General features: G+C 72.8%; 26 protein-coding genes and 1 tRNA gene. 13 read left to right on the top strand and 14 right to left on the bottom strand.

Features of this window, described 5'->3' with window-relative positions:
• Window positions 1–114 precede the first annotated feature (114 nt).
• From AB0J12_RS26165 to AB0J12_RS26155, 3 genes are read left to right on the top strand one after another with little or no spacing between them, the layout of a single operon-like run.
• Entirely contained in the window at window positions 115–876 is a 762-nt protein-coding gene (locus AB0J12_RS26165; protein ID WP_363266847.1) for an SDR family oxidoreductase, read from the top strand.
• Window positions 873–2,540: an AMP-binding protein gene (locus AB0J12_RS26160; RefSeq protein ID WP_363266846.1), complete on the top strand. Its 1,668-nt coding sequence runs from the start codon at window positions 873–875 to the stop codon at window positions 2,538–2,540. The genes AB0J12_RS26165 and AB0J12_RS26160 overlap by 4 nt, the downstream gene beginning before the upstream one ends.
• 25 nt (window positions 2,541–2,565) lie before the next feature.
• A complete protein-coding gene (locus tag AB0J12_RS26155; RefSeq protein ID WP_363266845.1) occupies window positions 2,566–3,159 on the top strand; it encodes a TetR/AcrR family transcriptional regulator in 594 nt (197 codons plus the stop codon).
• On the opposite strand, the gene AB0J12_RS26150 is transcribed toward AB0J12_RS26155, so the two are convergent.
• The 3 genes from AB0J12_RS26150 to AB0J12_RS26140 form a co-directional block, all read right to left on the bottom strand.
• Window positions 3,098–4,048: a LysR family transcriptional regulator gene (locus tag AB0J12_RS26150; RefSeq protein WP_363266844.1), complete on the bottom strand. Its 951-nt coding sequence runs from the start codon at window positions 4,046–4,048 to the stop codon at window positions 3,098–3,100. The two genes, AB0J12_RS26155 and AB0J12_RS26150, sit on opposite strands and share 62 nt — an antisense overlap.
• Before the next feature lie 158 nt (window positions 4,049–4,206).
• Window positions 4,207–5,421, bottom strand: a complete 1,215-nt coding sequence (locus tag AB0J12_RS26145) for an acyl-CoA dehydrogenase (RefSeq protein ID WP_363266842.1) — start codon at window positions 5,419–5,421, stop codon at window positions 4,207–4,209.
• 3 nt (window positions 5,422–5,424) lie between these two features.
• Entirely contained in the window at window positions 5,425–6,450 is a 1,026-nt protein-coding gene (locus AB0J12_RS26140) for a phosphotransferase family protein (RefSeq protein ID WP_363266841.1), read from the bottom strand.
• Window positions 6,451–6,632: 182 nt separating this feature from the next.
• On the opposite strand from AB0J12_RS26140, the gene AB0J12_RS26135 reads away from it, so the two are divergent.
• Window positions 6,633–7,568: an NADP-dependent oxidoreductase gene (locus AB0J12_RS26135; protein ID WP_363266840.1), complete on the top strand. Its 936-nt coding sequence runs from the start codon at window positions 6,633–6,635 to the stop codon at window positions 7,566–7,568.
• 115 nt (window positions 7,569–7,683) lie between these two features.
• On the opposite strand, the gene AB0J12_RS26130 is transcribed toward AB0J12_RS26135, so the two are convergent.
• The 4 genes from AB0J12_RS26130 to AB0J12_RS26115 all read right to left on the bottom strand — a co-directional run bounded on the left by AB0J12_RS26130 (window position 7,684) and on the right by AB0J12_RS26115 (window position 10,194).
• Window positions 7,684–8,022 (bottom strand): DUF202 domain-containing protein, encoded by a 339-nt coding sequence (locus AB0J12_RS26130; RefSeq protein ID WP_363266839.1) that lies wholly within the window; start codon window positions 8,020–8,022, stop codon window positions 7,684–7,686.
• Window positions 8,019–8,411 carry a DUF202 domain-containing protein gene (locus tag AB0J12_RS26125; RefSeq protein WP_363266837.1) on the bottom strand — a complete coding sequence of 131 codons (393 nt, stop codon included), beginning with the start codon at window positions 8,409–8,411 and terminating at the stop codon, window positions 8,019–8,021. Before AB0J12_RS26125 ends, AB0J12_RS26130 begins: the two co-directional genes overlap by 4 nt.
• A gap of 36 nt (window positions 8,412–8,447) precedes the next feature.
• The gene (locus tag AB0J12_RS26120; protein WP_363266836.1) at window positions 8,448–8,963 is read right to left on the bottom strand and encodes an NUDIX domain-containing protein; all 516 of its coding nucleotides are present in this window, start codon (window positions 8,961–8,963) and stop codon (window positions 8,448–8,450) included.
• Window positions 8,964–9,300: 337 nt separating this feature from the next.
• Window positions 9,301–10,194, bottom strand: coding sequence for a DMT family transporter (locus tag AB0J12_RS26115; protein WP_363266835.1), 894 nt, complete (start codon window positions 10,192–10,194; stop codon window positions 9,301–9,303).
• Window positions 10,195–10,628: 434 nt separating this feature from the next.
• Here AB0J12_RS26115 and AB0J12_RS26110 point away from each other — a divergent pair, with 434 nt between their 5' ends.
• The 4 genes from AB0J12_RS26110 (at window position 10,629) to AB0J12_RS26095 (ending at window position 14,609) form a co-directional block, all read left to right on the top strand.
• Window positions 10,629–11,579 (top strand): hypothetical protein, encoded by a 951-nt coding sequence (locus tag AB0J12_RS26110; protein ID WP_363266834.1) that lies wholly within the window; start codon window positions 10,629–10,631, stop codon window positions 11,577–11,579.
• 50 nt (window positions 11,580–11,629) lie between these two features.
• Entirely contained in the window at window positions 11,630–13,183 is a 1,554-nt protein-coding gene (locus tag AB0J12_RS26105; protein WP_363266833.1) for an APC family permease, read from the top strand.
• A 78-nt stretch (window positions 13,184–13,261) separates the two neighbouring features.
• A complete protein-coding gene (locus AB0J12_RS26100; protein WP_363266832.1) occupies window positions 13,262–13,996 on the top strand; it encodes a molybdopterin-dependent oxidoreductase in 735 nt (244 codons plus the stop codon).
• Window positions 13,980–14,609, top strand: a complete 630-nt coding sequence (locus AB0J12_RS26095; protein WP_363266830.1) for a cytochrome b/b6 domain-containing protein — start codon at window positions 13,980–13,982, stop codon at window positions 14,607–14,609. The genes AB0J12_RS26100 and AB0J12_RS26095 overlap by 17 nt, the downstream gene beginning before the upstream one ends.
• 33 nt (window positions 14,610–14,642) lie before the next feature.
• On the opposite strand, the gene AB0J12_RS26090 is transcribed toward AB0J12_RS26095, so the two are convergent.
• Complete coding sequence (locus AB0J12_RS26090; protein ID WP_363266829.1) at window positions 14,643–16,040, bottom strand: gluconate:H+ symporter; 1,398 nt, start codon at window positions 16,038–16,040, stop codon at window positions 14,643–14,645.
• Window positions 16,041–16,135: 95 nt separating this feature from the next.
• Entirely contained in the window at window positions 16,136–16,657 is a 522-nt protein-coding gene (locus AB0J12_RS26085; RefSeq protein WP_363266827.1) for a gluconokinase, read from the bottom strand.
• A 130-nt stretch (window positions 16,658–16,787) separates the two neighbouring features.
• Here AB0J12_RS26085 and AB0J12_RS26080 point away from each other — a divergent pair, with 130 nt between their 5' ends.
• Complete coding sequence (locus AB0J12_RS26080; RefSeq protein WP_363266826.1) at window positions 16,788–17,489, top strand: FadR/GntR family transcriptional regulator; 702 nt, start codon at window positions 16,788–16,790, stop codon at window positions 17,487–17,489.
• Window positions 17,490–17,528: 39 nt separating this feature from the next.
• Here AB0J12_RS26080 and AB0J12_RS26075 read toward each other — a convergent pair whose 3' ends face one another.
• Window positions 17,529–17,906, bottom strand: coding sequence for a YchJ family metal-binding protein (locus tag AB0J12_RS26075; protein WP_363266825.1), 378 nt, complete (start codon window positions 17,904–17,906; stop codon window positions 17,529–17,531).
• Window positions 17,907–17,981: 75 nt separating this feature from the next.
• Window positions 17,982–18,066 (bottom strand) — tRNA-Leu (locus tag AB0J12_RS26070).
• Window positions 18,067–18,294: 228 nt separating this feature from the next.
• Between AB0J12_RS26070 and AB0J12_RS26065 the strand changes: the two genes are divergently transcribed.
• The 3 genes from AB0J12_RS26065 to AB0J12_RS26055 all read left to right on the top strand — a co-directional run bounded on the left by AB0J12_RS26065 (window position 18,295) and on the right by AB0J12_RS26055 (window position 20,989).
• Window positions 18,295–19,620: a M20/M25/M40 family metallo-hydrolase gene (locus AB0J12_RS26065; RefSeq protein ID WP_363266824.1), complete on the top strand. Its 1,326-nt coding sequence runs from the start codon at window positions 18,295–18,297 to the stop codon at window positions 19,618–19,620.
• Between the two features lie 154 nt (window positions 19,621–19,774).
• Window positions 19,775–20,008 (top strand): chaplin, encoded by a 234-nt coding sequence (locus AB0J12_RS26060; RefSeq protein WP_363266823.1) that lies wholly within the window; start codon window positions 19,775–19,777, stop codon window positions 20,006–20,008.
• Window positions 20,009–20,182: 174 nt separating this feature from the next.
• Entirely contained in the window at window positions 20,183–20,989 is an 807-nt protein-coding gene (locus tag AB0J12_RS26055) for a chaplin (protein WP_363266822.1), read from the top strand.
• Between the two features lie 72 nt (window positions 20,990–21,061).
• Here AB0J12_RS26055 and AB0J12_RS26050 read toward each other — a convergent pair whose 3' ends face one another.
• Window positions 21,062–21,250: a DUF5703 family protein gene (locus AB0J12_RS26050; RefSeq protein ID WP_190206279.1), complete on the bottom strand. Its 189-nt coding sequence runs from the start codon at window positions 21,248–21,250 to the stop codon at window positions 21,062–21,064.
• 47 nt (window positions 21,251–21,297) lie between these two features.
• On the opposite strand from AB0J12_RS26050, the gene AB0J12_RS26045 reads away from it, so the two are divergent.
• Window positions 21,298–21,987 (top strand): hypothetical protein, encoded by a 690-nt coding sequence (locus AB0J12_RS26045; RefSeq protein ID WP_363266821.1) that lies wholly within the window; start codon window positions 21,298–21,300, stop codon window positions 21,985–21,987.
• Window positions 21,988–22,093: 106 nt separating this feature from the next.
• On the opposite strand, the gene AB0J12_RS26040 is transcribed toward AB0J12_RS26045, so the two are convergent.
• Together AB0J12_RS26040 and AB0J12_RS26035 are read right to left on the bottom strand one after the other, a co-directional pair.
• Window positions 22,094–24,331 (bottom strand): helix-hairpin-helix domain-containing protein, encoded by a 2,238-nt coding sequence (locus AB0J12_RS26040; RefSeq protein WP_363266820.1) that lies wholly within the window; start codon window positions 24,329–24,331, stop codon window positions 22,094–22,096.
• Window positions 24,328–25,314 carry an aldo/keto reductase gene (locus tag AB0J12_RS26035; protein ID WP_363266819.1) on the bottom strand — a complete coding sequence of 329 codons (987 nt, stop codon included), beginning with the start codon at window positions 25,312–25,314 and terminating at the stop codon, window positions 24,328–24,330. Before AB0J12_RS26035 ends, AB0J12_RS26040 begins: the two co-directional genes overlap by 4 nt.
• Window positions 25,315–25,326: the final 12 nt, after the last annotated feature.

Genomic DNA, 25,326 nt, shown 5'->3' with positions numbered 1-25,326 from the left:
ACGGCCCCCGAGGAACGAAGCCGACGCGAACAGGTCTTCCGCAGCAACATACCGACTGGTTAGTGTGGCCGTTCGCAAGGCGGGAGCCGTATCGCGTCGCGTCGAAGGAGACCGATGGTGGAAGCCGTTCAGGGTGCTGGAGTGGTCGTCACGGGGGCCGGAGGCGGGATCGGGGCCGCGCTGGCCCGCCGCTTCGCCGCCGAGGGGGCCCGGGTCGTCGTGAACGACCTGGACGCCGGGAAGGCGCAGGCCGTCGCCGACGAGATCGGCGGCACCGCCCTGCCGGGCGACGCCTCCGCGATCGTCGAGGCGGCCCTGGACGCCCTCGGCACGGTCGACGTCTACTGCGCCAACGCCGGCGTCGGTTCCGGCGGCTCGGAGGCGGCCGAGGAGAGCGTCTGGGAGCTCGCCTGGGACGTCAACGTCATGGCGCACGTCCGCGCGGCCCGCGCCCTCCTCCCGGGCTGGCTGGAGCGCGGCAGCGGCCGCTTCGTCTCCACCGTCTCCGCCGCCGGACTGCTCACCATGATCGGCGCCGCCCCCTACAGCGTCACCAAGCACGGCGCCTACGCCTTCGCCGAGTGGCTGTCGCTGACCTACCGCCACCGCGGGATCAAGGTGCACGCCATCTGCCCGCAGGGCGTGCGCACCGACATGCTGTCCGCCACCGGCAGCGCCGGCGACCTGGTCCTCAAGCCGACCGCGATCGACCCGGACGACGTGGCCGACGCGCTGTTCAAGGGCATCGAGGAGGACCGCTTCCTGATCCTGCCGCACCCCGAGGTCGCCGGGTACTACCAGGCCCGGGCCACCGACCCCGACCGCTGGCTGACGAACATGAACCACCTTCAGCGCAAGTGGGAGGAGTCCCTGTGACCGGGTCGCGGTACGCGGACAAGCCCTGGCTGGCCCTCCTCACCGACGCCCAGAAGGCCCCGGTCCGGCCCGCCGACTCCCTCGTGCACGCCCTGCGCCGGGCCGTCGCCGAGACACCGGAGCGCACCTTCCTCGCCTACTTCGACGGCCGGCTGACCTACCGCGAGGCCGACGCGCTCAGCGACTCCGTCGCCGGGCACCTCGCCGCGCGCGGCCTGGAGCCGGGCGAGCGGGTGGCGGTCCTGCTGCAGAACTCCCCGCACTTCGTGCTCGCCGTGCTGGGCGCCTGGAAGGCCGGGGCGGTCGTCGTCCCCGTCAACCCGATGTACAAGTCGGGCGAGGTGTCCCACATCCTGCGGGACGCCGAGGTGACCGCCCTGGTGTGCGCCGACCGCGCGTGGGAGACGTATCTGCGCGACACAGCTGCCGACTCGCCGGTGCGGATCGCGCTGACGGCCTGCGAGCTGGACTTCCAGACGCAGAACGACGCGCGCGTGCTGTCCTTCGAACGGCTGCCGCAGGCCCCGGACGCCGACGACCTGACCGCGGTCGCCCGCGCCGGCCACCGGGCGCCCGACGGCCGCGACCCCGTGCCCGACGGCATCGCCCTCATCAGCTACACCTCGGGCACCAGCGGCACCCCCAAGGGCGCCACCAACACGCACGGCAACATCATGTACAACGCCGAGCGGCAGAGCACCGGGCTCGCTCTGCCCGAGCAGCCCGTCTACTTCGCGCTGGCGCCGCTGTTCCACATCACCGGCATGGTCTGCGAGTTCGGCGCCTGCCTGGACAGCGCGGGCACCCTGGTGCTGGCCTACCGCTTCGAGGCGGGCGTCGTCCTCGACGCGTTCGCCGCGCACCGCCCGCACTACACCGTCGGCCCGTCCACCGCGTTCATGGCGCTGGCCGCCCACCCCTCCTGCACCCGGGAGCACTTCGCGTCCTTCACCGTCATCTCCTCCGGCGGCGCCCCGCTGCCGCCGGCACTGGTGGAGAAGTTCCGGGCGGGCTACGGGCCGTACATCCGCAACGGCTACGGCCTCACCGAGTGCACCGCTCCCTGCGCCTCCGTGCCGCCCGGCCTCGAGGCGCCCGTCGACCCGGCTTCCGGCACCCTCGCGGTCGGCCTGCCCGGACCCGACACCGTCGTGCGGATCGTCGACGAGCGCGGCGCGGACGTGCCGTTCGGCGAACAGGGCGAGATCGCCGTCCGCGGCCCGCAGGTCGTCCCCGGCTACTGGCGCCGCCCCGACGCCACCGCCGAGACCTTCCCCGGCGGCGAGCTGCGCACCGGCGACATCGGCTTCATGGACGAACAGGGCTGGCTGTACGTCGTCGACCGCAAGAAGGACATGATCAACGCGTCCGGGTTCAAGGTGTGGCCGCGCGAGGTCGAGGACGTGCTGTACACCCACCCCGCTGTCCGCGAGGCCGCCGTGGTCGGTGTGCCCGACGGCTACCGCGGTGAGACCGTACGGGCCTACATCAGCCTGCGCCCGGGCGCCGAGACCGACCCGGGTGAACTCGCCGCGTACTGCAAGGAGAGACTGGCCGCCTACAAATACCCTCGGCAGGTCGAGATCCTGCCCGACTTGCCCAAGACGGCAAGTGGCAAGATCCTCCGTCGGGAACTGCGTTCCCGCGCGCGAGACAGCCAGTAGACACACGGAAAGGCAGGTGGCGGCAGTGCCCAGGACGACGGACAAAGACGGCACCCCGGTGCCGCAGCGGCTCCTGGCCGCCGCCACCCGGCTCTTCGCCGAGCAGGGCTACGACCGCACCTCGGTGCAGGAGATCGTCGAGGCGGCCGGCGTCACCAAGGGGGCGCTGTACCACTACTTCGGCTCCAAGGACGACCTGCTGCAGGAGGTGTACGCACGCGTGCTGCGCGTCCAGCAGGAGCGTCTGGACCACTTCGCGGGGCTGGACGCGCCGGTGGACGAGCGCGTGCGCGGCGCGGCGGCGGACGTCGTGGTGACCACCATCGAGAACCTCGACGACGCGTCGATCTTCTTCCGGTCGATGCACCACCTCAGCCCGGAGAAGAACAAGCAGGTGCGCGCCGAGCGCCGCCGCTACCACGAACGCTTCCGCGCGCTCATCGAGGAGGGTCAGCGCGAGGGCGTCTTCTCCACGGCGACCCCGGCCGACCTCGTCGTGGACTACCACTTCGGCTCGGTCCACCACCTGTCGACCTGGTACCGCCCCGACGGCCCGCTCACCCCGCAGGAGGTCGCCGACCACCTGGCCGACCTGCTGCTGCGGGCGCTCCGCCCCTGAGACACCCCGGCTCGGGCGCTTCGCGCGTGAGGTGACGGACGAGGGCCGCGGCCGCCGGATTGCGCGGCTGCGGCCCCCGCCCCGCCAGCACGACCGTACGGCCGGGCTCGGGCTGCCGTATCCGCACACACGGCAGCCCGGCCCGCTCCCCGATGGCCCGGGGAACGAAGGCCACCCCGATCCCGGCCCGCACCAGATCCACGAGCAGCCCGATCTGGGTGACGTCACAGGTGATACGACGGTCGAGGCCGCAGTGGCTGGCCAGGCGCCGTACGGCCGTCTCCACGCCCGTCCCGGCGCGGAAGTCGACGAACGGCTCGTCGGCGAGGTCCTTGATGAGCGTGCGGCCGGCCCGGGCGAGCGGATGCCCCGGCGCGGTGATCAGCACCAGCTCCTCCTGCCAGGCGGCGTACCTGTCGAGCCCCTCGGGCAGTTCCCGCCCGTCCGGTGCCAGGAACGCCAGGTCCACTTCCCCGGCCCGCAGCGCGTCGGTCAGCTCACCGACCGGCGCGTCCCGGACGGACACCTGGACGCCGGGGAACTCCTGGTGAAAGGCGGCCAGTTCGGCGGGCAGGTCGACACAGGTCAGCGTCTGGATGGTCCCGACGGACACCCGGCCGGCGGCGAGGCCCGACACCGCGGCGACCGCGTCCCGCGCGGCCTCGGCCCCGGCGAGCAGCGCACGTGCCTGCGGGAGCAGGGCGCGCCCGGCCTCCGTGAGCACCACGCGGCGGCCCGTCCGCTCGAACAGGTCGGCGCCCAGCTCCCGTTCGAGGTTTCTGACCGAGGTGCTGAGCGCCGACTGCACGATGAGTTCGGACCGGGCGGCGGCCGTGAAACTGCCTTCGGTCACCACCGCCATGAAGTGGCGGAGCTGGCGGATCTCCATCCATCTATTCTAGAGATGGGCGCCAGCGAAACCATCTGTTGGACCGGTGGGAGTTCCGCGCGCCACGCTGGACGCATGACACGCAGACCTCTTGTCCACCGGCTCCTCACGTTCCTCCGCGCCCTGGCCCGCGAGGACCACCATTACTCCGGCGGTTACTAGACGTACTTCTTCAGCTCGCGCCGGGCCAGCGAGCGCTGGTGCACCTCGTCCGGGCCGTCGGCGAGCATCAGGGTGCGGGCGCCGGCGTACAGCTCGGCCAGCGGGAAGTCCTGGCTCACCCCGCCCGCGCCGTGCAGCTGGATCGCCCGGTCCAGGATGCCGACGACCGCACGCGGCGTGGCGATCTTGATGGCCTGGATCTCCGTGTGCGCGCCCCGGTTGCCGACGGTGTCCATCAGCCAGGCCGTCTTCAGCACCAGCAGCCGCAGCTGCTCCACGGTCACCCGGGCGTCGGCGATCCAGTTCTGGATCACGCCCTGCTGCGCCAGCGGCTTGCCGAAGGCGGTGCGGCCGACGGCCCGCCTGCACATCAGCTCGATGGCCCGCTCGGCCATGCCGATCAGCCGCATGCAGTGGTGGATGCGGCCGGGACCGAGCCGGGCCTGGGCGATGGCGAAGCCGCCGCCCTCCTCGCCGATCAGGTTCGTCACCGGCACGCGCGCGTGGTCGAAGATCACCTCGGCGTGGCCGCCGTGCGAGTGGTCCTCGTACCCGAAGACCTGCATCGCGCGCTTGACGGTGACGCCGGGGGTGTCGCGCGGGACCAGGACCATGGACTGCTGGCGGCGGATGTCCGCGCCGTCCGGGTCGGTCTTGCCCATCACGATGAAGATCTTGCAGTCCGGGTTCATCGCGCCGGAGATGTACCACTTGCGGCCCGTGATGACGTACTCGTCGCCGTCCCGCTGGATGTGCGTGGTGATGTTGGTGGCGTCGGAGGAGGCCACGTCCGGCTCGGTCATCGCGAACGCCGAGCGGATCTCCCCCGAGAGGAGCGGCTCCAGCCACTGCTTCTTCTGCTGCTCGTCGCCGAACTGCGTGAGCACCTCCATGTTGCCGGTGTCCGGCGCGGCGCAGTTCGTCGCGGTGGGCGCGAGCTGCGGGGAGCGGCCGGTGATCTCGGCGAGCGGCGCGTACTGGAGGTTGGTCAGGCCGGCGCCGTACTCGGTGTCCGGCAGGAAGAGGTTCCACAGGCCCTGGCGGCGGGCCTCGGCCTTGAGGTCCTCGACGACCTGCGGAGTGTCCCACGGGGAGGCGAGCGCGGCCCGCTGCTCCTCGGCCACCGCCTCGGCCGGGTAGACGTACTCGTCCATGAAGGCGAGCAGTTTGGCGCGCAGTTCCTCGGTGCGTGCGTCGAACGCGAAGTCCATGGCCTACTCGCCCTTCTGCAGAGTCGTCAGTCCGTGCTCGATGAAGACCGGGACCAGCTCGCCGATGCGGTCGAAGCCGCGGCCGACGGTCTGGCCCAGGGTGTAGCGGTAGTGGATGCCCTCGAGGATCACGGCGAGCTTGAACCACGCGAACGCGGTGTACCAGTCCACCGCCGACACGTCGCGCCCCGAGCGCGCGGCGTACCGTTCGATCAGCTCCCGCGGGGCCGGGTGCCCCGGGGCCTGCGCGGTGGTGGAGACGGGCGAGTCCGGCATCCCCAGCGGTTGGCTGTACATCACCAGCAGGCCGACGTCGGTGAGCGGGTCGCCGAGCGTGGACATCTCCCAGTCCAGGACCGCCTTGATCGTGTCGTCGGCGCCGATCAGGACGTTGTCCAGCCGGTAGTCGCCGTGCACGACCGTCGGCGCGGGGGAGCGGGGCAGCTCCCGGCCGAGCGCGGCGTGCAGCTCGTCGATGCCGGGCAGCTCACGGTTGCGGGAGGCGTCCAGCTGCTTGCCCCAGCGGCGCAACTGCCGGTCCAGGAACCCCTCCGGGCGGCCGAAGTCGCCGAGGCCGACCTCGTCGGGGTCCACGGCGTGCAGGTCGACGAGGGTGTCGACGAGCGACAGCACCGCCTGCCGGGTGCGCTCCGGGCCGAGCGGCGCGAGCTGTTCGGCGGTGCGGTACGGGGTGCCCTCCACGAACTCCATGACGTAGAAGGGCGAGCCGAGCACCTCCTCGTCCTCGCACAGCAGCAGCGGCTCCGGCACCGGCACCTTCGTCGGGTGCAGGGCGCTGATCACCCGGTGCTCGCGCTTCATGTCGTGCGCGGTGGCCAGGACGTGGCCGAGCGGCGGCCGGCGCACGACCCACTGCCGCTCGCCGTCGCCGACCAGATACGTGAGGTTCGACCGTCCGCCCTCGACCAGCCGGCCGGTCAGGGGACCGGTCACCAGGCCGGGCCGCTCGCGCTCCAGCAGACCGCGCAACCGGTCGAGATCGAGGCCGGGCGGGTGGTCGGGTCTCATCGTCGCTCCTACAGGCCGGTGAACGGGACTTGCCTCCATCATGCCGACCGGTCGGTATGTCGTCCAGTGCCTCAGCGCAACGTGATCGGAGCCACGATAGCCAACGCTCCCCGCCGAGGACCCCCGCACGCGTGGTCCATCCGGGCTTGCGCGCCGCCCGGGGACCCCGGAGGGTCGGTGCCATGAAGGCGATCAGCTACAGCCGGTACGGCGGACCCGAGGTGCTGGAGTACGGGGAGGTGCCCGAGCCCAAGGTCGGCCCCGACTCCGTGCTGGTGAGGGTGCGGGCGGCGGCCGTGAACCCGGTGGACTGGAAGTGCCGCGAGGGCTATCTGGACGGCATGTTCGAGACGGTCTTCCCGGTGGTGCCCGGCTGGGACGTCTCCGGCGTGGTCGTCAGGCCCGGCGTGTCCGTCACCGAGTACGCGGAGGGGGACGAGGTCATCGGGTACGTCCGCGAGGACTTCCTCTGCCGCGGCACCTTCGCCGAGTACGTGGCCGCGCCCGTGCGCACCCTCGCCCGCAAGCCGCGCAGCCTCTCCTTCGAGGAGGCCGCCGGCCTGCCGCTGGCCGGGCTGACCGCCTACCAGGTGCTGGTCAAGGCGCTCGGGGTCAAGCGCGGTGAGACGGTGCTGGTGCACGCCGCGGCCGGCGGCGTCGGCTCGATCGCCGTCCAGCTCGCCCGGCACTTCGGCGCCCGCGTGATCGGTACGGCGAGCGAGCGCAACCACGACTACGTGCGCAAGCTGGGCGGCGAACCGGTGAGCTACGGCGAGGGACTGGCCGACCGGGTGCGGGGGCTGGCCCCCGAGGGCGTGGACGCCGCCTTCGACACCGTCGGCGGCGACGCCCTCCAGGCCTCCGCGGCCCTGCTGAGCGCCGGCGGCCGGCTCGCCTCGATCGCCGACCCGGATGTGCTGACCTACGGCGGCCGCTACACGTGGGTGCGCCCGGACGCCGAGGACCTGCGCAAGCTGTCGGACCTGGCCGACCAGGGCGCGCTCTCCGTGCACGTCGACGCGGCCTACCCGCTTCAGCGCGCGGCGGACGCCCACCGGCACAGCCAGGAGGGCCGCACCCGGGGCAAGGTCGTGGTGACGGTGGCCGCGGAGGACTGACGCCCGCGCAGAGCGGAAGAGGGCTGGCACCCGCGCGGGGCCGAAGAGGGCTGGAGCCCTCGTGGGGCCGAAGAGGGCCGACATCCGCGCGGGGCCGAAGAAGGCCGTCGCCCGCTCACAGCACCAGTGCCGTCGCGCACACCGCCATCGCCACCGTGCACAGCACCGCCGCCGTGGCCAGCCGTGCCGGCATCGGCCGGGGGCGGCCCGTCGCCGCCAGCAGGCGGATGCGGTGATGGGCGACGAGCAGGAAGGCCACCCACAGCACGCAGCACAGGGCCCCCGCGACGACGCCGGCCGCCGAAGTGCCGCCGTGCGCCGCGGCCTTCACGGCGAGCACGGCCGCGACCGTCCACGCCAGCGTCGTACGCCGCCAGGCGAGCCGGGTCCGCTCGGGCTGCAGCCCCGGGTCCCGCTCGTCGCTCACCTGGCCCGCACGACGAGCACCGCTCACCCCTCCCACCCGATGAGCACGACGACGACCATCGCCACCGCGACCACGGCGATGACGAGGCTCAGCACGACGGGGAACCGGGACACGGGCAGGTCCTCCCCGCGCCGCATCGCCCGCTCGCAGCGCACCCAGTGGTTGACGGCCCGCAGGGCGCACAGCACGCCCGCCGCGAGCAGTGCGAGCGCGAGCCCCACGCGCCAGCCCCAGCGCAGGTCGGGCAGGAACTGGTCCACCGCGAACCCGCCGCCGATCAGCGCGAGCGCGGTGCGCAGCCAGGCCAGGAAGGTGCGCTCGTTGGCCAGCGAGAACCGGTAGTCGGGCGTCCCGCCCTCCTCCCGCACCCGCTCCGGTGCGAACCACAACCGGACGTTCCGCACGAGTTCGATCACGTTCAGGACCCTATCCCCACGGCCCGTGCCACCCACTCAGCCCGCCGAGCGATGGTCCGCCAGCCGCTCGTAGGCCGCCATGCCGTCCGGTACCCACTCCCACTCGGCGAGCCGCCCGCGCAGTTCGTCCTCCGTGAGGAAGGTGTGCCAGGCGACCTCCTCCGCCTGCGGCCGCACCGGCAGCTCGCAGCGGACCTCGTACACCGCCGACCACCAGCTCTGCCCCGCCCCGTCGTCGTAGAGGAACTTGAACAGGTACGTGGGACGGGGCAGCCCCGTCACGCCCAGCTCCTCCTCCGCCTCACGCAGGGCGGCGTCGTCGTATGTCTCGCCCGCGCCGACGACTCCGCCGACGAACATGTCGTACCGGGAGGGGAAGACCAGCTTGGTCGGGGTCCGGCGGTGGACGAAGACGCGGCCGTCCGCGTCCCGGGCCTGGATGAAGACACACCGGTGGCGCAGCCCGCGCGCGTACGCCTCGCCGCGCGGCGACTGACCGATGACCTGGTCGTTCTCGTCGACGATGTCGAGGATCTCGTCAGCAGGGTTCATGAGGCCATCCAAGCAGGGCCGCCGACACCCCAGCAGTACCCGGCACCCGTCCCCCGGCGACCCCGGCGCGGGCAGCCCGGCGGGATCCTGAGAGGGCGGCAGGTTCTCGTCTCCCGGCGGGGGCTCGGGCAGGCGCCAACGTCCTCGTCCTCCCGCGGGGTTCTTGGGCCGGCGGCAGGTTCCTGTCTTCCCGGGAGAGCCGTCAGCGGGCAGAGGCTTTCGATCCCGGCGCGGTCCGTCGAGCGCCCGCGCGGTCCGAAGCGCTCCCACGGTCCCGGGACGCGCCCCGGCGGTCCGTCAAGCGCCCCGCGGCCCCGCCGAACCCCCGCAGGGACTGTCACCGGCGCTGGAGTGCGTCCACCCGTTCGCCGCCCGCCGTGCCGTGGGGCAGGCACGGGTGCCGGCCCAGCAGCACGATGCCCGCGACGATCGCCGCCAGGCCCGCCGCCTCCCAGGCCAGCGCCCCGGTGTCGGTGTGCAGCCGGTCGCCGAGGAAGCCGACGCCGCAGGCGATCCCGGCGAGCGGCTGGGCGGCGGTGAGCGCGGGCAGCGACTTGCGCAGCGGAGCCGTCTCGAACGCGCTCTGCACCAGGACCAGTCCGGTGATCCCGAGCGCCAGCACCCCGTACGGCTGCCAGCCGGTGAGCAGTTCGGCGAGGCCGCCGTCGGAGAAGCGCTGCCCGCTGACGCGCGTCAGGGCGTCCTGGACGCCGTAGAGCAGACCGGCCGCGAGGGCCAGCAGGACCGGACCCCAGTTGAGCCGTGACCGCTTGGCGCAGGTGGTCAGCAACAGGGCCGAGCCGGTCATCACGCCGATGATCACCCAGTGGCGCACGGGATCGGTCACCGCGCTGCCGCCGCGCGGCTCACCCGCCAGGATGAACGCGCTCACCCCGCCCGCCAGCAGCGCCAGCCCCGCCCAGCCCTGCCGGCCCAGCGACTGCCGGGTGCGGTGCCGGGAGAGGGCGAGCGCGAAGAGCAGATTGGTCGCCAGCAGCGGCTCGACCAGCGACACATCACCCCGGCCGAGCGCGATCGCGCCGAGGACCATTCCGGCCACCATCAGGGCGAGACCGCCCAGCCAGCTGGGCACCCGCAGCAGATCCAGCAGCAGTCGCGGAGAGAGGAAGTCACCGAGCGGGGCCCGCTGCGCGGCGCTCTGCTGCAGGACGAAACCGAAACCCACACAGCACGCGGCACTCACGGCGAGAACAAGAACCAGAACCGACACACTGCGTCCCTCGATCGTCCGGTCGGGTCACGGGTCGTGAGGCCCGACTCTAATGCCCCGGCCTCCAGGGCGCCCCCGGAGTGCGCGGAACGGTCCCTTGCGGACACCCCCGCCCGGCCGGCTCCGGTCCGGCCCCGACGCCATGCTCGGCCGCGCCACCCGGCGCCGCCATGGCCCACGCCACACCACCCCCGGTGCCCGCGACCGCGCCGACCGTGCCCCATGTGCCGCCCGACCGCTCAAATCCCGCCAAGCAGGCGTCAGTTGACGCGTGTCATCGGCCCGTCGGCCCTTGACGTGCGTCACCCGCTGACGGTTGGCTGTGCGTGATCGCACGGTGGCAGGTGCATGCAGTCCGCGGAGGAGCCCGACCAGCCCTCCGGCAGCGGACCGCCATCACGCACCAGGAACACGGAACACGAGGTAGCCCCGCGGTGCCCCCACCCCCGCCTCCCCTGGGCCGCGCCCGCAGACGCGCCGCCCACGCCTTCGACGCCGCCCTCGACGACGCCGAACTCGCCGCCACCCGCGCCGCGCTGGCGCAGGGCCGGTGGCAGTCCGCGCGCTCGCTGCTGGCCCGTACCGGTGACGAGCACGACCGCCGCGGCCACCGCGTCGTCGTCCTGGCCGCCGAGTCCTACAGCGCCGCCTGGGCCAAGGACTGGCTCCTCGCCGAACCCGACTCCGTCGACGCCGCCGTGCTGCTCGCCGCCGCCCGCGTCCAGCGCGCCCTGCGCGGCAAGGACAAACCACCCGCCGCCCGCGAGGCCTGCCATGCCGCCGCCGCGCTCGCCCCGGCCGACCCCACCCCCTGGCTGGCCCTGCTCCTGCTCGAACGCACCCACGGGGACGACACCGCGGTCGTCCGCACGTTCGAGCACGTGCGCGCCCGCCACTCCGACCACCACCACGCCCACCATCTGATGGTCGCCCGGCTGGCCGAGCGCCGCGCCGACGTCGGCCCCGACCCGCTGCACGAGGTCTACGACTTCGCCGCCTGGGCCGCCGAACAGGCACCCGCCGACTCCCCGCTCGCGATGCTCCCGGTCATCGCGCACGCCGAGCGCTACCGCGTGCTCGCCACCGCCGGCCGCGTCTCCGCAGACCCGCAGGGTTCGGGTCACTGGACCGACCGCCGCGCCCGGCAGGTGATGAAGGCCGCCTTCGACTGGTGGCTGGAGTGGGAGCACGAGGGCCACCCCCGGCGCCTGGTCGACCTCAACCACCTCGCCCACGCCAAGGTCTGCGAGGGCCGCGGCGCCGAGGCCGCCGCCCTCTTCCACCGCATCGGCGAGCACCCCACCCCCGCGCCCTGGTCCTACCCCGACCGCGACCCCTACGCCGCCTTCCGTGCAGCCCGCGACCGCGCCCTCGGAACCGGCTGACGTCCCCAAGGCCCCCGCCCGCGAGGCCCCCGCCCCCGAAAGGACCCCGCATGACGACCGGCAGTCCCCGCACCAGCAGACCCTCCGCCGACGGCATCAGCACCTACCTCGGCCCCGACCGGGCCCTGCGCGCCGACCGCCTCGGCACCTCCGGTCTGCTGCTCTCCGTACTCGCCGCGACCGCGCCGCTCATGGTCGTCGCCGGTGTCATGCCGACGACGTACGCGGTGATGGGCATCGTCGGCCAGCCGCTGCTGTTCGTCGCGCTCGGCGCGGTCCTGGTCCTGTTCAGCGTCGGCTACGCCGAGATGAGCCGGCACGTCCACAACGCGGGCGCCTTCTACGCCTACATCGCCCGCGGCCTCGGCGGCACCGCCGGCGCCGGCGCCGCCCTGCTCGCCCTCGTCGCCTACAGCGCCCTCCAGGTCGGCATCTACGGCATCTTCGGCTTCGAGGTCTCCGGGCTGCTCGCCACCTACGCCGACCTCACCGTCGCCTGGTGGATCCCGGCGCTGCTGGCGGTCGCCGCCGTCGGCGCGCTGGGCTGGCTGAAGATCGACGTCAACGCGCGCGTGCTCGGCGTTCTCCTCGTCATCGAGGTCGCCCTCGTCGTGATCTTCGACATCGCGGCGATCTCCGACCCGGGCAAGGAGGGCCTCTCCCTGCACGCCTTCGACCCCGGCACCCTCACCGGCGCCGGTGTCTCCACCGCCCTGTGCTTCTGCATCGCCGCCTTCACCGGCTTCGAGCAGGCCCCCGTCTACGCCGAGGAGACCAGCCGTCCGCACCTGCTGGTGCCGCGGGTGATGTTCCTCGCCGTCGGCTCCGTCGCCGTGTTCTTCGCGATCAGCTCCTGGGCGCTCACCGTCGCCACCGGCCCCTCCGCGATCGTCGGCACCGCGCAGAAGGAGAGCGCCGGCCTGCTGTTCACCCTCACCGAGTCCCGGCTCGGCGCCACCTTCACCGACGTTCTGCACGTGCTGTTCGTGACCGGCATGTTCGCCGCCACCCTCAGCTTCCACAACGTCGTCGCCCGCTACGCCTTCGCCATGGGCCGTGAGGGCCTGCTGCCGCGCGCCTTCGGCCGCACGACCGGCGCGAGCGGCGCACCCGGCACCGGCTCGCTGCTGCAGACCGCCGTGTCCGCGGCCGTCGTGATCGTCTTCGCCGTCACCGACGGCAAGCCCTCGGGCGACCCCACCGCGCCCGTCCTGCACCTGTTCACCTGGTGCGGCAACCTCGGCGCGCTCGGCGTGATCCTGCTGATGGCCGCGGCCTCCCTGTCCGTCATCGTCTTCTTCGTACGCCGCGGCGCCGCCCGCGCCCAGGCCTGGCGGCTGCTCACCTCCGCGCTGGCCGGGCTCGCCCTGCTGGTGCTCGCCGGCTACACCGTCAAGGACTTCGACGTCCTGGTCGGCGCCGGCCCCGGCTCCGCCCTCAGCTGGGCGCTGCCCGCCGTCATCGGCCTCGCCCTGGTCGCCGGCCTGGCGCAGGGCATGCTGCTGCGCTCCCGCAACCCTGCGGCGCACGCCCGCATCGGCCTCGGCAACGAGGCGTTCCAGCTGGACAAGGCGGCCGCCACAGCCGTACCCGACGAGCTGTGATTTGAGCTGTGATTACGGAAAGCTGACGCGCACCCGTGAACCCTTCCTCCTGGGGTTCGCGGGTGCTCGAATGAAGGGGTGAACCCCGAACCACCACCCTCGCCCGGACCACCACCCGACCAGGAGGGCCGCCCGATCGGCCGCCGCGTCCTGCTCGGCACCCTGGGCCTGGGCGCGCTCGGCGTGCTCGCCGCGCCGACGCTGCAACCCGGCCTGGAGTCACTCTTCAGCAGCGACCCGACCGGCCTGACCGGTCTGCTGCCCAACGGCGGCGGCTTCCGGTACTACTCCGTCGCCTCCTCGGTCCCGCACCGTGGCGCACGGGACTACCGCCTCACCGTCGACGGCCTGGTCGACCACCCCCGCGGCTACACCCTCGCCGAGCTGCGGGCCCTGCCGCAGACCCGGCTCGTCAAGGACGTCCAGTGCGTCACCGGTTGGCGCGTCCCCGGCACCGCCTTCCAGGGCGTACGCCTGTCCCGGCTGCTGGACGCGGCAGGAGTGCGGGCGGGCGCCCGCGCGATCCGCTTGACCTGCTTCGACGGCACCTACAGCGAGTCCCTCACCCTCGACCAGGCCCGCCGCCCCGACGTCCTGGTGGCGCTGCGCATGCAGGACAAGGACCTGGGCCACGCCCACGGCGGCCCGGTCCGCCTCTACGTGGCCCCCATGTACTTCTACAAGTCCGCCAAGTGGCTCTCCGGCATCACCGTCACCGACGAGGTCCAGCCGGGCTACTGGGAGGAGCGCGGCTACGACGTCGACGCCTGGGTGGGCCGCTCGAACGGACGTGACGATGAGCCTACGAGCTGACGCCCCGGCGGCCCCCGCCACGGGGCAGGTGCGGCGCTTCGGCCCGGCCGAACGCTGGATCCACCGCACCACGGCCGTGCTGATGGGCGTCTGCGTGGTGACCGCGGCCTGCCTGTACGTCCCGCAGCTCGCCGAACTCGTCGGGCGCCGCGAGCTGGTGGTCCGGGTCCACGAGTGCGCCGGGCTCGCGCTGCCGGTGCCCGTACTGCTGGGCCTCGCCTCCCGGACCTTCCGCGCCGACCTCGGCCGGCTCAACCGCTTCGGCCCGCACGACCGCCGCTGGCTGCGCGCCGCCCTCCGCCGCGACAAGCGGCCTTCCTCGCGTCCGGCGGGCAAGTTCAACGCCGGGCAGAAGGTCTACGCCGCCTGGATCGCCGGAGCCACGCTGGTGATGCTCGGCACGGGGCTGCTGATGTGGTTCACCCATCTCACCCCGCTGAAGTGGCGTACCAGCGCGACCTTCGTCCACGACTGGCTGGCTCTGACGATCGGTGTCGTGCTGGCCGGCCACATCGGCATGGCCCTGGGCGATCCGGAGGCCCGCCGCGGACTGCGCACCGGCCTGGTCAGCAGGGGGTGGGCGGAACGCGAACACCCGCTGTGGCGGCCGTAGGCCACAGCGGGTGCACGGTCATCGCTGTCTTCCCTATATGACCAGGGAGAGCAGCAGCACCAGGCCGCCCCCGACCACCGAGATGATCGTCTCCATGATCGACCAGGTCTTGACGGTCTGGCCGACGCTCAGTCCGAAGTACTCCTTCACCAGCCAGAAGCCGGCGTCGTTGACATGGCTGAAGAACAGGGAGCCGGAACCGATGGCGAGGACGAGCAGGGCCGCGTGCGTGGTCGACATGTCGGCCGCGAGCGGCGCGACCAGACCGGCCGCCGAGACGGTGGCGACGGTCGCGGAGCCGGTCGCCAGCCGGATCGCCACCGCGATCAGCCAGGCCAGCAGCAGCGCCGGGATGTTCCAGTCCTTGGAGATGTCCAGGATCATCTGGCCCACGCCGGTGTCGATCAGCGTCTGCTTGAAGCCACCGCCCGCGCCGACGATCAGCAGGATGCCGGCGATGGGCGCGAGCCCCTTCTCGACCAGCGGTGAGACGCGGTCCTTGCCGAACCCGGCGGGCCGCAGCAGCGTGAAGATGCCGACGAGGACGGCGGCGAGCAGGGCGATCAGCGGCGAGCCGACGACGTCGAAGATCCGCTGCACGGTCTTGTCGGGGTCGTCGACCGTGATGTCGACCAGCGCCTTGGAGAGCATCAGAACGACCGGGAGCAGGATCGTGGCCAGCGTCGGGCCGAAGCCCGGCCGGGTCTCCAACTCCTGCGAGGCGCGCTGCGGGATCATCCGGTCGGGCGCCTGGACATCCACCCAGCGGGCCGCGACCTTGGAGAACAGCGGACCGGCGATGATCACCGTCGGGATGGCGATCAGCACGCCGAGCGCCAGGGTGACGCCGAGGTTGGCCTTCACCGCGTCGATCGCGACCAGCGGACCGGGGTGCGGCGGGACCAGGCCGTGCATCACCGACAGGCCGGCCAGGGCCGGGATGCCGATCCGCATCAGGGAGTAGTTGCCGCGCCTGGCGACCATCAGTACGACCGGGATCAGCAGCACGACGCCGACCTCGAAGAACAGGGGCAGGCCGATCACCGAGGCGATCAGCACCATCGCCCACGGCATCGCGCGCCCGCCGGCCTTGGCCAGGATGGTGTCCACGATCTGATCGGCGCCGCCGGAGTCGGCGAGCATCTTGCCGAGGATCGCGCCGAGGGCGATCAGGACGCCCACACCGGCCACCGTGGTGCCGAGCCCGGTGGTGAAGCTGGTGATGGCCTTGTCGAGGGGCGCCCCGGCGACCGCGCCGAGGACGAGCGTGCCGAGCGTCAGGGACAGGAACGCGTGGAGCTTGAACTTGGTGATCAGCAGGACGATGACGGCGATTCCCGCCAGCACGGCGATGCCCAGTTGGGCGTGGCCGGCCGAGGTGATCGGCTCGACTTTGTCCGCTGCCAGCATCTCGACGCTGAGTCTGGTCACGGGGGTTTCCTTGCGGTTACGGGGATGGGGGAGGGAACGGGGTCCCGTCCCGGCCCTCGGGGGAGGGCAGGGGGCGGGACCCCGGGGGAGGGGGGTTACCGGGTCGTCGGCTCGGGCAGCGTGGCCAGAGCGGACACGGCCCGCTCGGTGATCTGCTCCGGGCTGCCCTCGACGTCGACCTCGACGCCCGCCTCGTCCGCCCCGAGCGGCTGCAGCGTGGCGAACTGGGAGTCGAGCAGTGCCGTGGGCATGAAGTGACCCTGGCGGTGTGACATCCGGTCGGCGATGAGGGCGCGGTCACCACTCAGGTGGACGAACACCAGCCCGGGCGCGGCGGCCCGCAGCCGGTCGCGGTACGACCGCTTCAGCGCCGAGCAGCTGACCACCCCGCCGAGCCCCGCCCGGCCGTCCGCCCAGTCGCCGATGGCGTCCAGCCACGGCCACCGGTCCTCGTCGGTGAGCGGAACTCCGGCCGACATCTTGGTGATGTTGGCCGCGGGGTGGAAGTCGTCGCCTTCGGCGTACGGGACGCCGAGCCGGGCGGCCAGCAGAGGACCGATGGTCGTCTTGCCGGTGCCTGCCACGCCCATGACCACGACGACGTGGGGGGTGTTCATCGCTGCCTCGCTGTCTTCGTCGACACGTTGATGCCGGGCTACTGAAACCCATTAGGTACGACGAATTCAAGAGTGTGTGACAAATAAGTCTGACTTTTTAGTCCCGTGATCCGGCCCGTACTCTGTGTGCATGACCACTCCGGGCCGGGGGCTGCACGGCCATGTACTGGACACCCTCGGCCCCGCCATCACCGCGGGCGAGTACCCGCCGGGCAGCGTGCTGCGCACCGACGAGCTCGCGCAGCGCTTCGAGGTGTCACGCTCCGTGATGCGCGAGGCGGTACGGGTCCTGGAGTCGATGCACCTGGTGGAGTCACGCCGTCGGGTGGGCGTCACCGTGCGCCCGAAGCCCGAGTGGAACGTCTACGACCCGCAGGTCATCCGCTGGCGGCTGGCCGGCGCGGACCGGCCGCACCAGCTGCGCTCACTGACCGTGCTGCGCTCGGCCGTCGAACCGGTCGCGGCCGGCCTCGCCGCCCGCAACGCCACCGCCGAACAGTGCGCCGAACTCACCGAGTGCGCCCTCGGCATGGTCGCCAACTCCCGCGGCCACCAGCTGGAGGGCTACCTCCTGCACGACGTGGCCTTCCACCGGGTGATCCTCAACGCCTCGGGCAACGAGATGTTCGCCCGCCTCGGCGACGTCGTCGCGGAGGTCCTCACGGGCCGTACGGAGCACGAGGTCATGTTCGAGGACCCGGACCCGGCCGCCGTCACGCTCCACGTCCGGGTCGCGGAGGCGGTCCGCGCCCGCGACGCCGAGCGCGCGGAACAGCTGACCCGGGAGATCACGGTGGGTGCGCTGCAGGAACTGGACATCCTGGCGCCCTGAGGGGGAGCGCAGGTTCTCAGGAGGGCCGTCCCGAGGGGGCTAGGCGTCGGGGAAGTCCCCGTCGACGTACACCCACGCCCCGCCGACCCGCTCGAAGCGGCTGTGCTCCTGCAGCGCACCGCCCCGATAGGAGGCGCGGAACGTCACGGTCCCGGTGGAGTGGAACGCCGAGCCGTCGCTCGTGCCGATGATCTCCAGGCCCGTCCAGCGCATCCGGGGATCCGGATCCAGCCGCGCGGGCCGGGTCCGCGGGTGCCACGTGCGCAGCAGGTAGTCCGTGTCGCCCTTCACGAAGGCGCTGTAGCGCGAGCGCATCAGCGCCTCCGCCGTCGGCGCGGCCGCCTCGCCGCGGTGGTAGCGGCCGCAGCACGCGGGGTACGGCTCCGGCAGGCCGCAGGGGCAGGCACGCGTCGTCATGTCCGCCATTGTGCCCGGTCGCCGAGGGGGCGGGAAAACGCCGAAGGCCCCCGCTGAGCAGGGGCCTTCTCGCTGTGTCCGAGGGGGGACTTGAACCCCCACGCCCGATAAAGGGCACTAGCACCTCAAGCTAGCGCGTCTGCCATTCCGCCACCCGGACAAGGTGTCTGTCGTGCGGGGTTTCCCTCGCGGCGACGACGTAAACATTACCAGGCTTTCCGGGGTGGCCGATCACCCCCCGGTGCGGCCGTCGTCACGTGAACGGCGTGTGACGGGCCGGGACCGGTCTTGGGCCGGGGAGGGGAGCGGGGGGAGGATGAGGGGGACCCACCGGCGGGGACACTCGCAGGGACACCAGGGACACCGCTTGACACCGGGAGGAAGCAGCGTGAGCGAGACGGACACGGCCAGGGGCGTCACCGGCGAGGACGAGGTCGTGGACCTCTGCCGCGAGCTGATCCGGTTCGACACCAGCAACTACGGCGACCACTCCGGCCCCGGTGAACGCAAGGCGGCCGAGTACGTGGCCGAGAAGCTCGCCGAGGTCGGCCTGGAGCCGAAGATCTTCGAGTCCCATCCCGGCCGCGCGTCCACGGTCGCCCGTATCGAGGGCGAGGACCCGTCCCGGCCCGCGCTGCTGATCCACGGCCACCTCGACGTCGTCCCGGCCAACGCCGCCGACTGGACGCACGACCCGTTCTCCGGCGAGGTCGCCGACGGCTGCGTCTGGGGCCGCGGCGCCGTCGACATGAAGGACATGGACGCCATGACGCTCGCCGTCGTGCGCGACCGGCTGCGCTCCGGGCGCCGGCCCCCGCGCGACATCGTGGTGGCCTTCCTCGCCGACGAGGAGGCGGGCGGCACTTACGGCGCCCGTCACCTCGTCGACCACCATCCGGACCTCTTCGAGGGCGTCACCGAGGCGATCAGCGAGGTCGGCGGCTTCTCCTTCACCGTCAGCGAGCAGCGGCGGCTGTATCTGATCCAGACGGCCGAGAAGGGCATGCACTGGATGAAGCTCACCGTGGCCGGCACCGCCGGGCACGGTTCGATGATCCACCGGGACAACGCGATCACCGAGCTGAGCGAGGCCGTCGCCCGGGTCGGCCGGCACAAGTTCCCGGTGCGGGTGACCAAGACCACCCGGGCTTTCCTCGACGAGCTGGGCGACGCCTTGGGCACCGAGCTGGACCCGGAGGACATGGAGTCCACCCTCGTCCGCCTCGGCGGCATCGCCAAGCTGATCGGCGCGACCCTCAGCAACACCGCCAACCCCACCCAGCTGAACGCCGGTTACAAGGTCAACGTCATCCCCGGCGAGGCCACCGCGCACATCGACGGCCGCTTCCTGCCCGGTCACGAGGAGGAGTTCCTCGCCGACCTCGACCGGCTCCTCGGCCCGAACGTCCGCCGCGAGGACGTGCACGCGGACAAGGCCGTCGAAACCTCCTTCGACGGCGCGCTGGTGGAGGCCATGCAGTCCGCGCTGGTCGCCGAGGACCCGGCCGCCAAGGCGATCCCGTACATGCTCTCCGGCGGCACCGACGCCAAGTCCTTCGACGACCTCGGCATCCGGGGCTTCGGCTTCGCGCCGCTGAAGCTGCCGCCGGAGCTGGACTTCGCCGGGATGTTCCACGGCGTCGACGAGCGCGTGCCGGTGGACGGGCTCAAGTTCGGTGTGCGGGTGCTCGACCGCTTCATCGACGCGTCCTGAATAGGCGTCGATTGGGGCCTGGAATTCGGGCGTGCGTGCGGCAAGCACTGAGAAGAGTGAATGCGACCATATGCTCGTAGCCCCATTACTCCTTCCTCGTTACAGGTGATGCGATCCGCAAGGCTGGGATCGCTTTTGCCAACGAGGAGGAATAATGATCAAGAAGGTCGTCGCTGCTGCGGCTGCCACCGGTGGGCTGGTTCTCGCGGGCGCGGGCCTGGCCGTCGCCGAGTCCGGTGCCCAGGGTGCCGCCGTGCAGTCCCCGGGCGCCGTGTCCGGCAACGTCATCCAGGCGCCGGTGCACGTCCCGGTGAACGTGTGCGGCAACACTGTCAGCGTGGTCGGGCTTCTGAACCCCGCCTTCGGCAACCCCTGCGTCAACACCTGACCTCCCCTTTCGGGGGTTGGTCCTTCGCGGGTCGGTCCTCTGAGGGACGTCCGCACCGTCGGCCGCAAAGCGCGCGCCATGCGCTCCGGGTCGTTCGGTCTCTTGCGCATTTCAATGATGCGACTTGATCTGCGAGTTGATGTACGAGACATCGCGGAAGGCAGGAATTCAGCAATGCGACAGGTCACCCGCAAAGGCCTCATGACGGTGGCGGCCGCGACCGGCGTGCTCGCCGCCGCCGGCGGTTACGCCCACGCCGACTCGGGCGCGAGCGGCTTCGCCTCCAACTCGCCGGGCGTGCTGTCCGGCAACTTGGTCCAGGCGCCGGTGCACATCCCGGTGAACGTGTGCGGCAACACGGTCAACGTCGTCGGGGTGCTCAACCCGGCGATGGGCAACTCCTGCGCCAACCAGGGCGCCCAAGGCGGCTCCGGCGGCGACGACGGTTCCGGTGGCTCAGGGGGCGCGCAGGCAGGCGGAGACACCGGAGACTCGCCCGGTGTCGGCTCCGGCAACCACGTCGAGGCCCCGGTCGACGTACCGGTGAACGTCTGCGGCAACAGCGTCGACGTCATCGGCGTCGGTAACCAGGCGATGGACAACAACTGCGCCAACGGCGGCGGGAGTGGTCCCACCACGCCTCCGGGCGGCGGGGACACCCCGCCGGGCACCCCTGGAACTCCTGGCACCCCTGGAACTCCCGGCACCCCTGGCACCCCTGGAACTCCAGGCACCCCTGGAACTCCTGGCACCCCGGGCAACCCCGGTACGCCGGCCACCCCGACCACTCCGGGGCAGGAGACGCCCGGCGTTCCCGGCCCCTCCAACCACCCCGGCACCCAGTCGGTCAGCCGTGCCGGGGGCTCGGCCGAGCTTGCCCACACCGGCAGCGACGTGCCCATGGGCGTCGTTCTGCCCGTGGGCGCGGGCGCGCTGCTCGTCGGTGCGGTGATGTACCGCAAGGCGCGCGCATCGATCTGAGCGGCTCGGTGCCACGGCGGCAACGAACGGGACGGGCCCCGCACCAGCGGGGCCCGTCCCGTCTGCCTCACGTCACCACGTGGCGCGCACCTGGCGGATGATCCGCCGCCGCAGCCGCACCCTGCGGCTGCCGTCGCGCAGCAGGCTCAGACGGTACAACTCCCAGTGTCCGTACTCGGCATGGTCGGTCAGCAGACGTGTCGTCTCCTTGCGGGAGACCCCGCGCGGTAGGTACACGTCGACAAATTCGTATTCCGGCATCGCATCTATTGTGCGGGCTGGGGCCCGGTACGGATAGCGTCTGCACTATGTCTGATGCTGCGCAGCCCACCGCTGCCGAGGTACGCGCCGCCGCCGAGGCGGTCAAGACCGCGCTCGACCGCCACCTGGCCGCGGTCGAACGCAGGTCCGGCGAGGACGACCCGGATGTCTACGAGGCCTTCAACCAGCTGGCCGCGGCCGCCGAGGCGTACGACGAGCTGCTCTACGACCGCTACGACGAGGTCACGCCCTTCGAGATCCCGGGAGCCGACGACTCGCTGCCGCCGTACACGGGCCCGGAGGAACCGAACGCGCTCAGCGTGCTGATCCGCCGCGACTACGCGGTCGCTCAGCCGCAGCGGCTGCGGGCGCAGGCCCAGCGCATCGAGGCGGCGGACGAGGAGAGCACGGGCGAGGGGATCTCCGGGACGGTGCACGGGGCGCTGGGCATCCTGTTCGGTGAGTTCGAACCGGACGAGATCGCTTCCCGGCACAAGGAGTTCGGCCTGGAGGAGGGCGACTCCACGCTGTGGGTGGTCGCCGCCGACGAGCCGGCCGATCCCGGCGAGTGGCTGGAGGCGCCGTTCGAGCAGATCGATCCGCAGCGGGCGGTCTGCCGCTTCGACGTCAGCGCCGTGTTCGACGACGACCTCGACGCGGACGAGGACGACGACCCGCACCCGGATCTCGCCGCGGACGAGGACGACGACCTGGAACCCCTGGACGCCGACCGCTGACAGCACCCCGCACACCCTGCGACCGGCCCGGGACGACATGTCCCGGGCCGTACGCGTGCCCGGCCGTACGCCCCCGCCCCGGGGCCGGGGGAGGGCCGGTGCCCGGTCAGCCCGCTGCCGGGACCTGCGTGCGCAGCAGCAGGGGCAGGCGGGTGGTGCGCGGCTTGGCCGGGACCTCGGCGACCGCTCTCGGGAGCGCCTGTTCCACCCCGTGCACCACGGACAGATGGCGCTCGCCGCGGCCGAACGCCGTGTAGACCCACGGCCGGCTCAGGGTCTGCGCCGCATCCCCCGGCAGCACCACGACCGCCGCCGGCCATCGGCTGCCCACCGCCTGGTGCGCGGTCAGTGCCCAGCCGTGCCGCACAGTCTGCTCCACCCGCTCACGCGGTACGACGACGGGGACGCCCGCGCACGTCAGATGCAGTCCGTCGGCGTCGGCCCCCGTCACCTGTCCCGGCACCGTGCGCCCCGGCGCGGGGGAGTAGGCGATCCGGTCGCCCGCGTCGAAGCCGCCGAACCGGCCGGGACCGGGGTTCAGACGCTCCTTGAGCGCGGCGTTGAGCGCCCGTGTGCCGACCGCGCCGCCGTGGCCCGGGGTGATCACGACCGTCTGCTCCGGGGGCACACCGAGCGCCCGCGGCACCGAGTCCGCGACCAGCTGCACGGTGCGGTGCACGGCCTCGCCCGCGTCCCGCACCGGCACGATCACGATCTCCTTGCCGGGCGCCTCGACCTGGTTCAGCTCGCCGACGCCGATCCCGGACACCAGCTCGCCGATCGGGCCGGGGTCGGGCGTGCGGGAGACGATGTGCGGGCACACCCGCGCGGCCAGCAGATCGGCGAAGACCCGCCCGGGCCCGGCCGACCACAGCACCGCCGGATCGCCGCTCAGCACCAGCCGCGCCCCGTCCGGCAGGGACTCCACCACCATCGCCGCGCTCTCCACGTCGAGTTGGGGAGCGTCCAGCACCACCAGCAGATCAAGATCGAGCGCACCGTCGGCGTCCCGGCCGGGGCCCTCGGCACCGGAGAGCAGCCCGGCGACGGTCACGACGCCCGCAGCGGCCTCGGCATCGTCGCCCGGGAGCAGCGCGGCGAAGCGGCGCCGGCCGTCCGGCGTGTGGCAGGCGGCGACGGCCCGCAGACCCAGGGTGCGGGCGGCGGAGACGAGTGCCGCCGGTTCCGCGCGCGCCGCCTCCCCGCCGGTGTGCAGCACCAGTCCGTGCCCGGCGACGGCGCGGATCAGTTCCGCCGCACTGCCGGACGCCGACGCGGCGGCCGGCGCCCAGTCGGCGCCGTCCTCCTCGGCCTGGGAGTTGGCCACGCGGGCGAGAGAGTCGGCGAGGCTCTCCTCCGCGAGCGCGTACCGCTCGAGGCCGATCAGGACGCGCACCGGGCGCTCGGGCTCCTCCTCGTCGCCCTCCTCCCCGGCGACGGCGGGCGGCTGCTCATCGAGGGCGTCCTGGAAGGCCAGCGCCTCACCCTCGGCGAGCGCGTCCTGCACGGTGGCGTCCGGATCGGGCACCCCGCGCCGCTCCAGCGCGGTGGTCAGCGCGGCCGGCTCCAGCGCGGTGTGTCCGGCGACGGCCGCCTGTTCCAGCAGCCAGCCGGTCAGCGCACGGCCCCGCCGCTCGTCGTCCGGGCCGCAGTCCGCCCCGAGCAGGGCCCGCGCGAAGCCGTCGGCCTGCTCGGGGCGCACCCCGGCGACCCGCAGCAGCTGCCAGGGGTCCTCGCGCAGCACCTCGGCCGTGCCCGCGCCCAGCACCGCGGCGGCCTGCGGGGCCAGCGCCTCGGGCGCGCCGCCCTCGGCCAGCACGCGTCCCACGGCGGCGACGGTCTCAGCGGAAGCAGACGCGGGAGCCGCCGGCGTGGGCTGAGCCGGAGCCGGCTCCGGCCGCCGTACCGGTTCCGGGGCCGGGCGGCGGGGGGCGGCCGGTTCGCCGAACGCGGTCCGCGCGGGCTTCTGGCCGCTCTCCACGGCCCGCACGGCGGCGAGCAGGTCGGCCGCCGTGCCGCTGAGCTTCGTACCGCTCTCGATCCGCCCCTGCTTCTCGGCCTTGCGCCGCTCGATCCGCTCCCTCTCGATCCGCTGAGCCAGCAGCTCGGCCTCCGTCTCGGACAGCTCACCGGCGCCCTTGCCGGCGGCCCCGCCGGCTTCCTCGCCGCCGGCCTCTTCACCGCCGCTCTCCGCACCGCCCTCGCCCTGAGCGCCCTCGGCAGCGTCCCCCGCGCCCTCGGTCCCGGTGTCCGGGGCCGGCTCCTCCTGCGGAGTGCCGGGCTCCGCCCCGGTGTCCGGCGTCCCCGGCCCGGCGTCCTCCGTGGTCTCCGGCTCCGTGCTCACAGCGTGCTCCAGTCGTGATCGGGATAGCGGTGCTCGGGCGCCGACACATCGTCGAGCGCCCGGCAGATCTCGTCAGGAAGACTAAGCGCCTCCACTGACAATGCGGCCGTGAGCTGCTGCGCCGTGCGCGCGCCGACGATCGGCGCGGTCACGCCGGGCCGGTCGCGGACCCATGCGAGGGCGACTTGGAGCGGGGTCACGGCGAGCCCGTCCGCGGCCGTCGCCACCGCGTCCACGATCCGGCTCGCGGTGTCGTCGAGGTACGGCGCGACGAAGGGCGCCAGATGCTCCAAGGCACCGCGGGAGCCCGGCGGCAGGGCGTCGCCCCGGTACTTGCCGGTGAGCACCCCGCGGCCCAGCGGCGAGGACGGCAGCAGCCCGATTCCCAGGTCCAGCGCGGCCGGCAGCACTTCCCGCTCCACCCCGCGCTGCAGCAGCGAGTACTCCATCTGCGTCCCGGCCAGCCGGGTCCGCGTCCCCGGCGCCGCCAGCTGCCAGGTGCCCGCCTTGGCGAGCTGCCAGCCGCAGAAGTTGCACACCCCGGCATAGCGCGCCCGGCCGCTGCTCACCGCGATGTCGAGGGCCTGAAGGGTCTCCTCCAGCGGCGTGTACGGGTCATAGGCGTGCAGGTGCCACAGGTCGACGTAGTCCGTGCCGAGCCGGTCCAGTGAGGCGTCCAGCGCGGCCAGCAGATGACCGCGCGAGCCGTCGAACCGGCGGTCCGGGTCGGGCACGCCCCCCGCCTTGGTCGAGATGACCAGCTCCCGGCGCGGAACCAGCCCCTCTATGAGCCGCCCGAGCAGATACTCGGCCTCCCCGTCGCCGTACACGTCCGCGGTGTCGACGAGGGTGCCGCCCGCCTCCCAGAACGTCTTCAGCAGGTCCACGGCGTCGTGCTCGTTGGTGTCCCGGCCCCAGGTCAGGGTGCCGAGCCCGATGCGGGACACACGCAGGCCGGTGCGGCCGAGATGCCTCTGCTCCATGAACGCCGAGAT

Origin of the sequence: Streptomyces sp. NPDC049915 (assembly GCF_040656475.1) — a bacterium.
Classification (GTDB): Bacteria; Actinomycetota; Actinomycetes; order Streptomycetales; family Streptomycetaceae; genus Streptomyces.
This window is presented reverse-complemented; position numbering and strand designations above follow the sequence as displayed.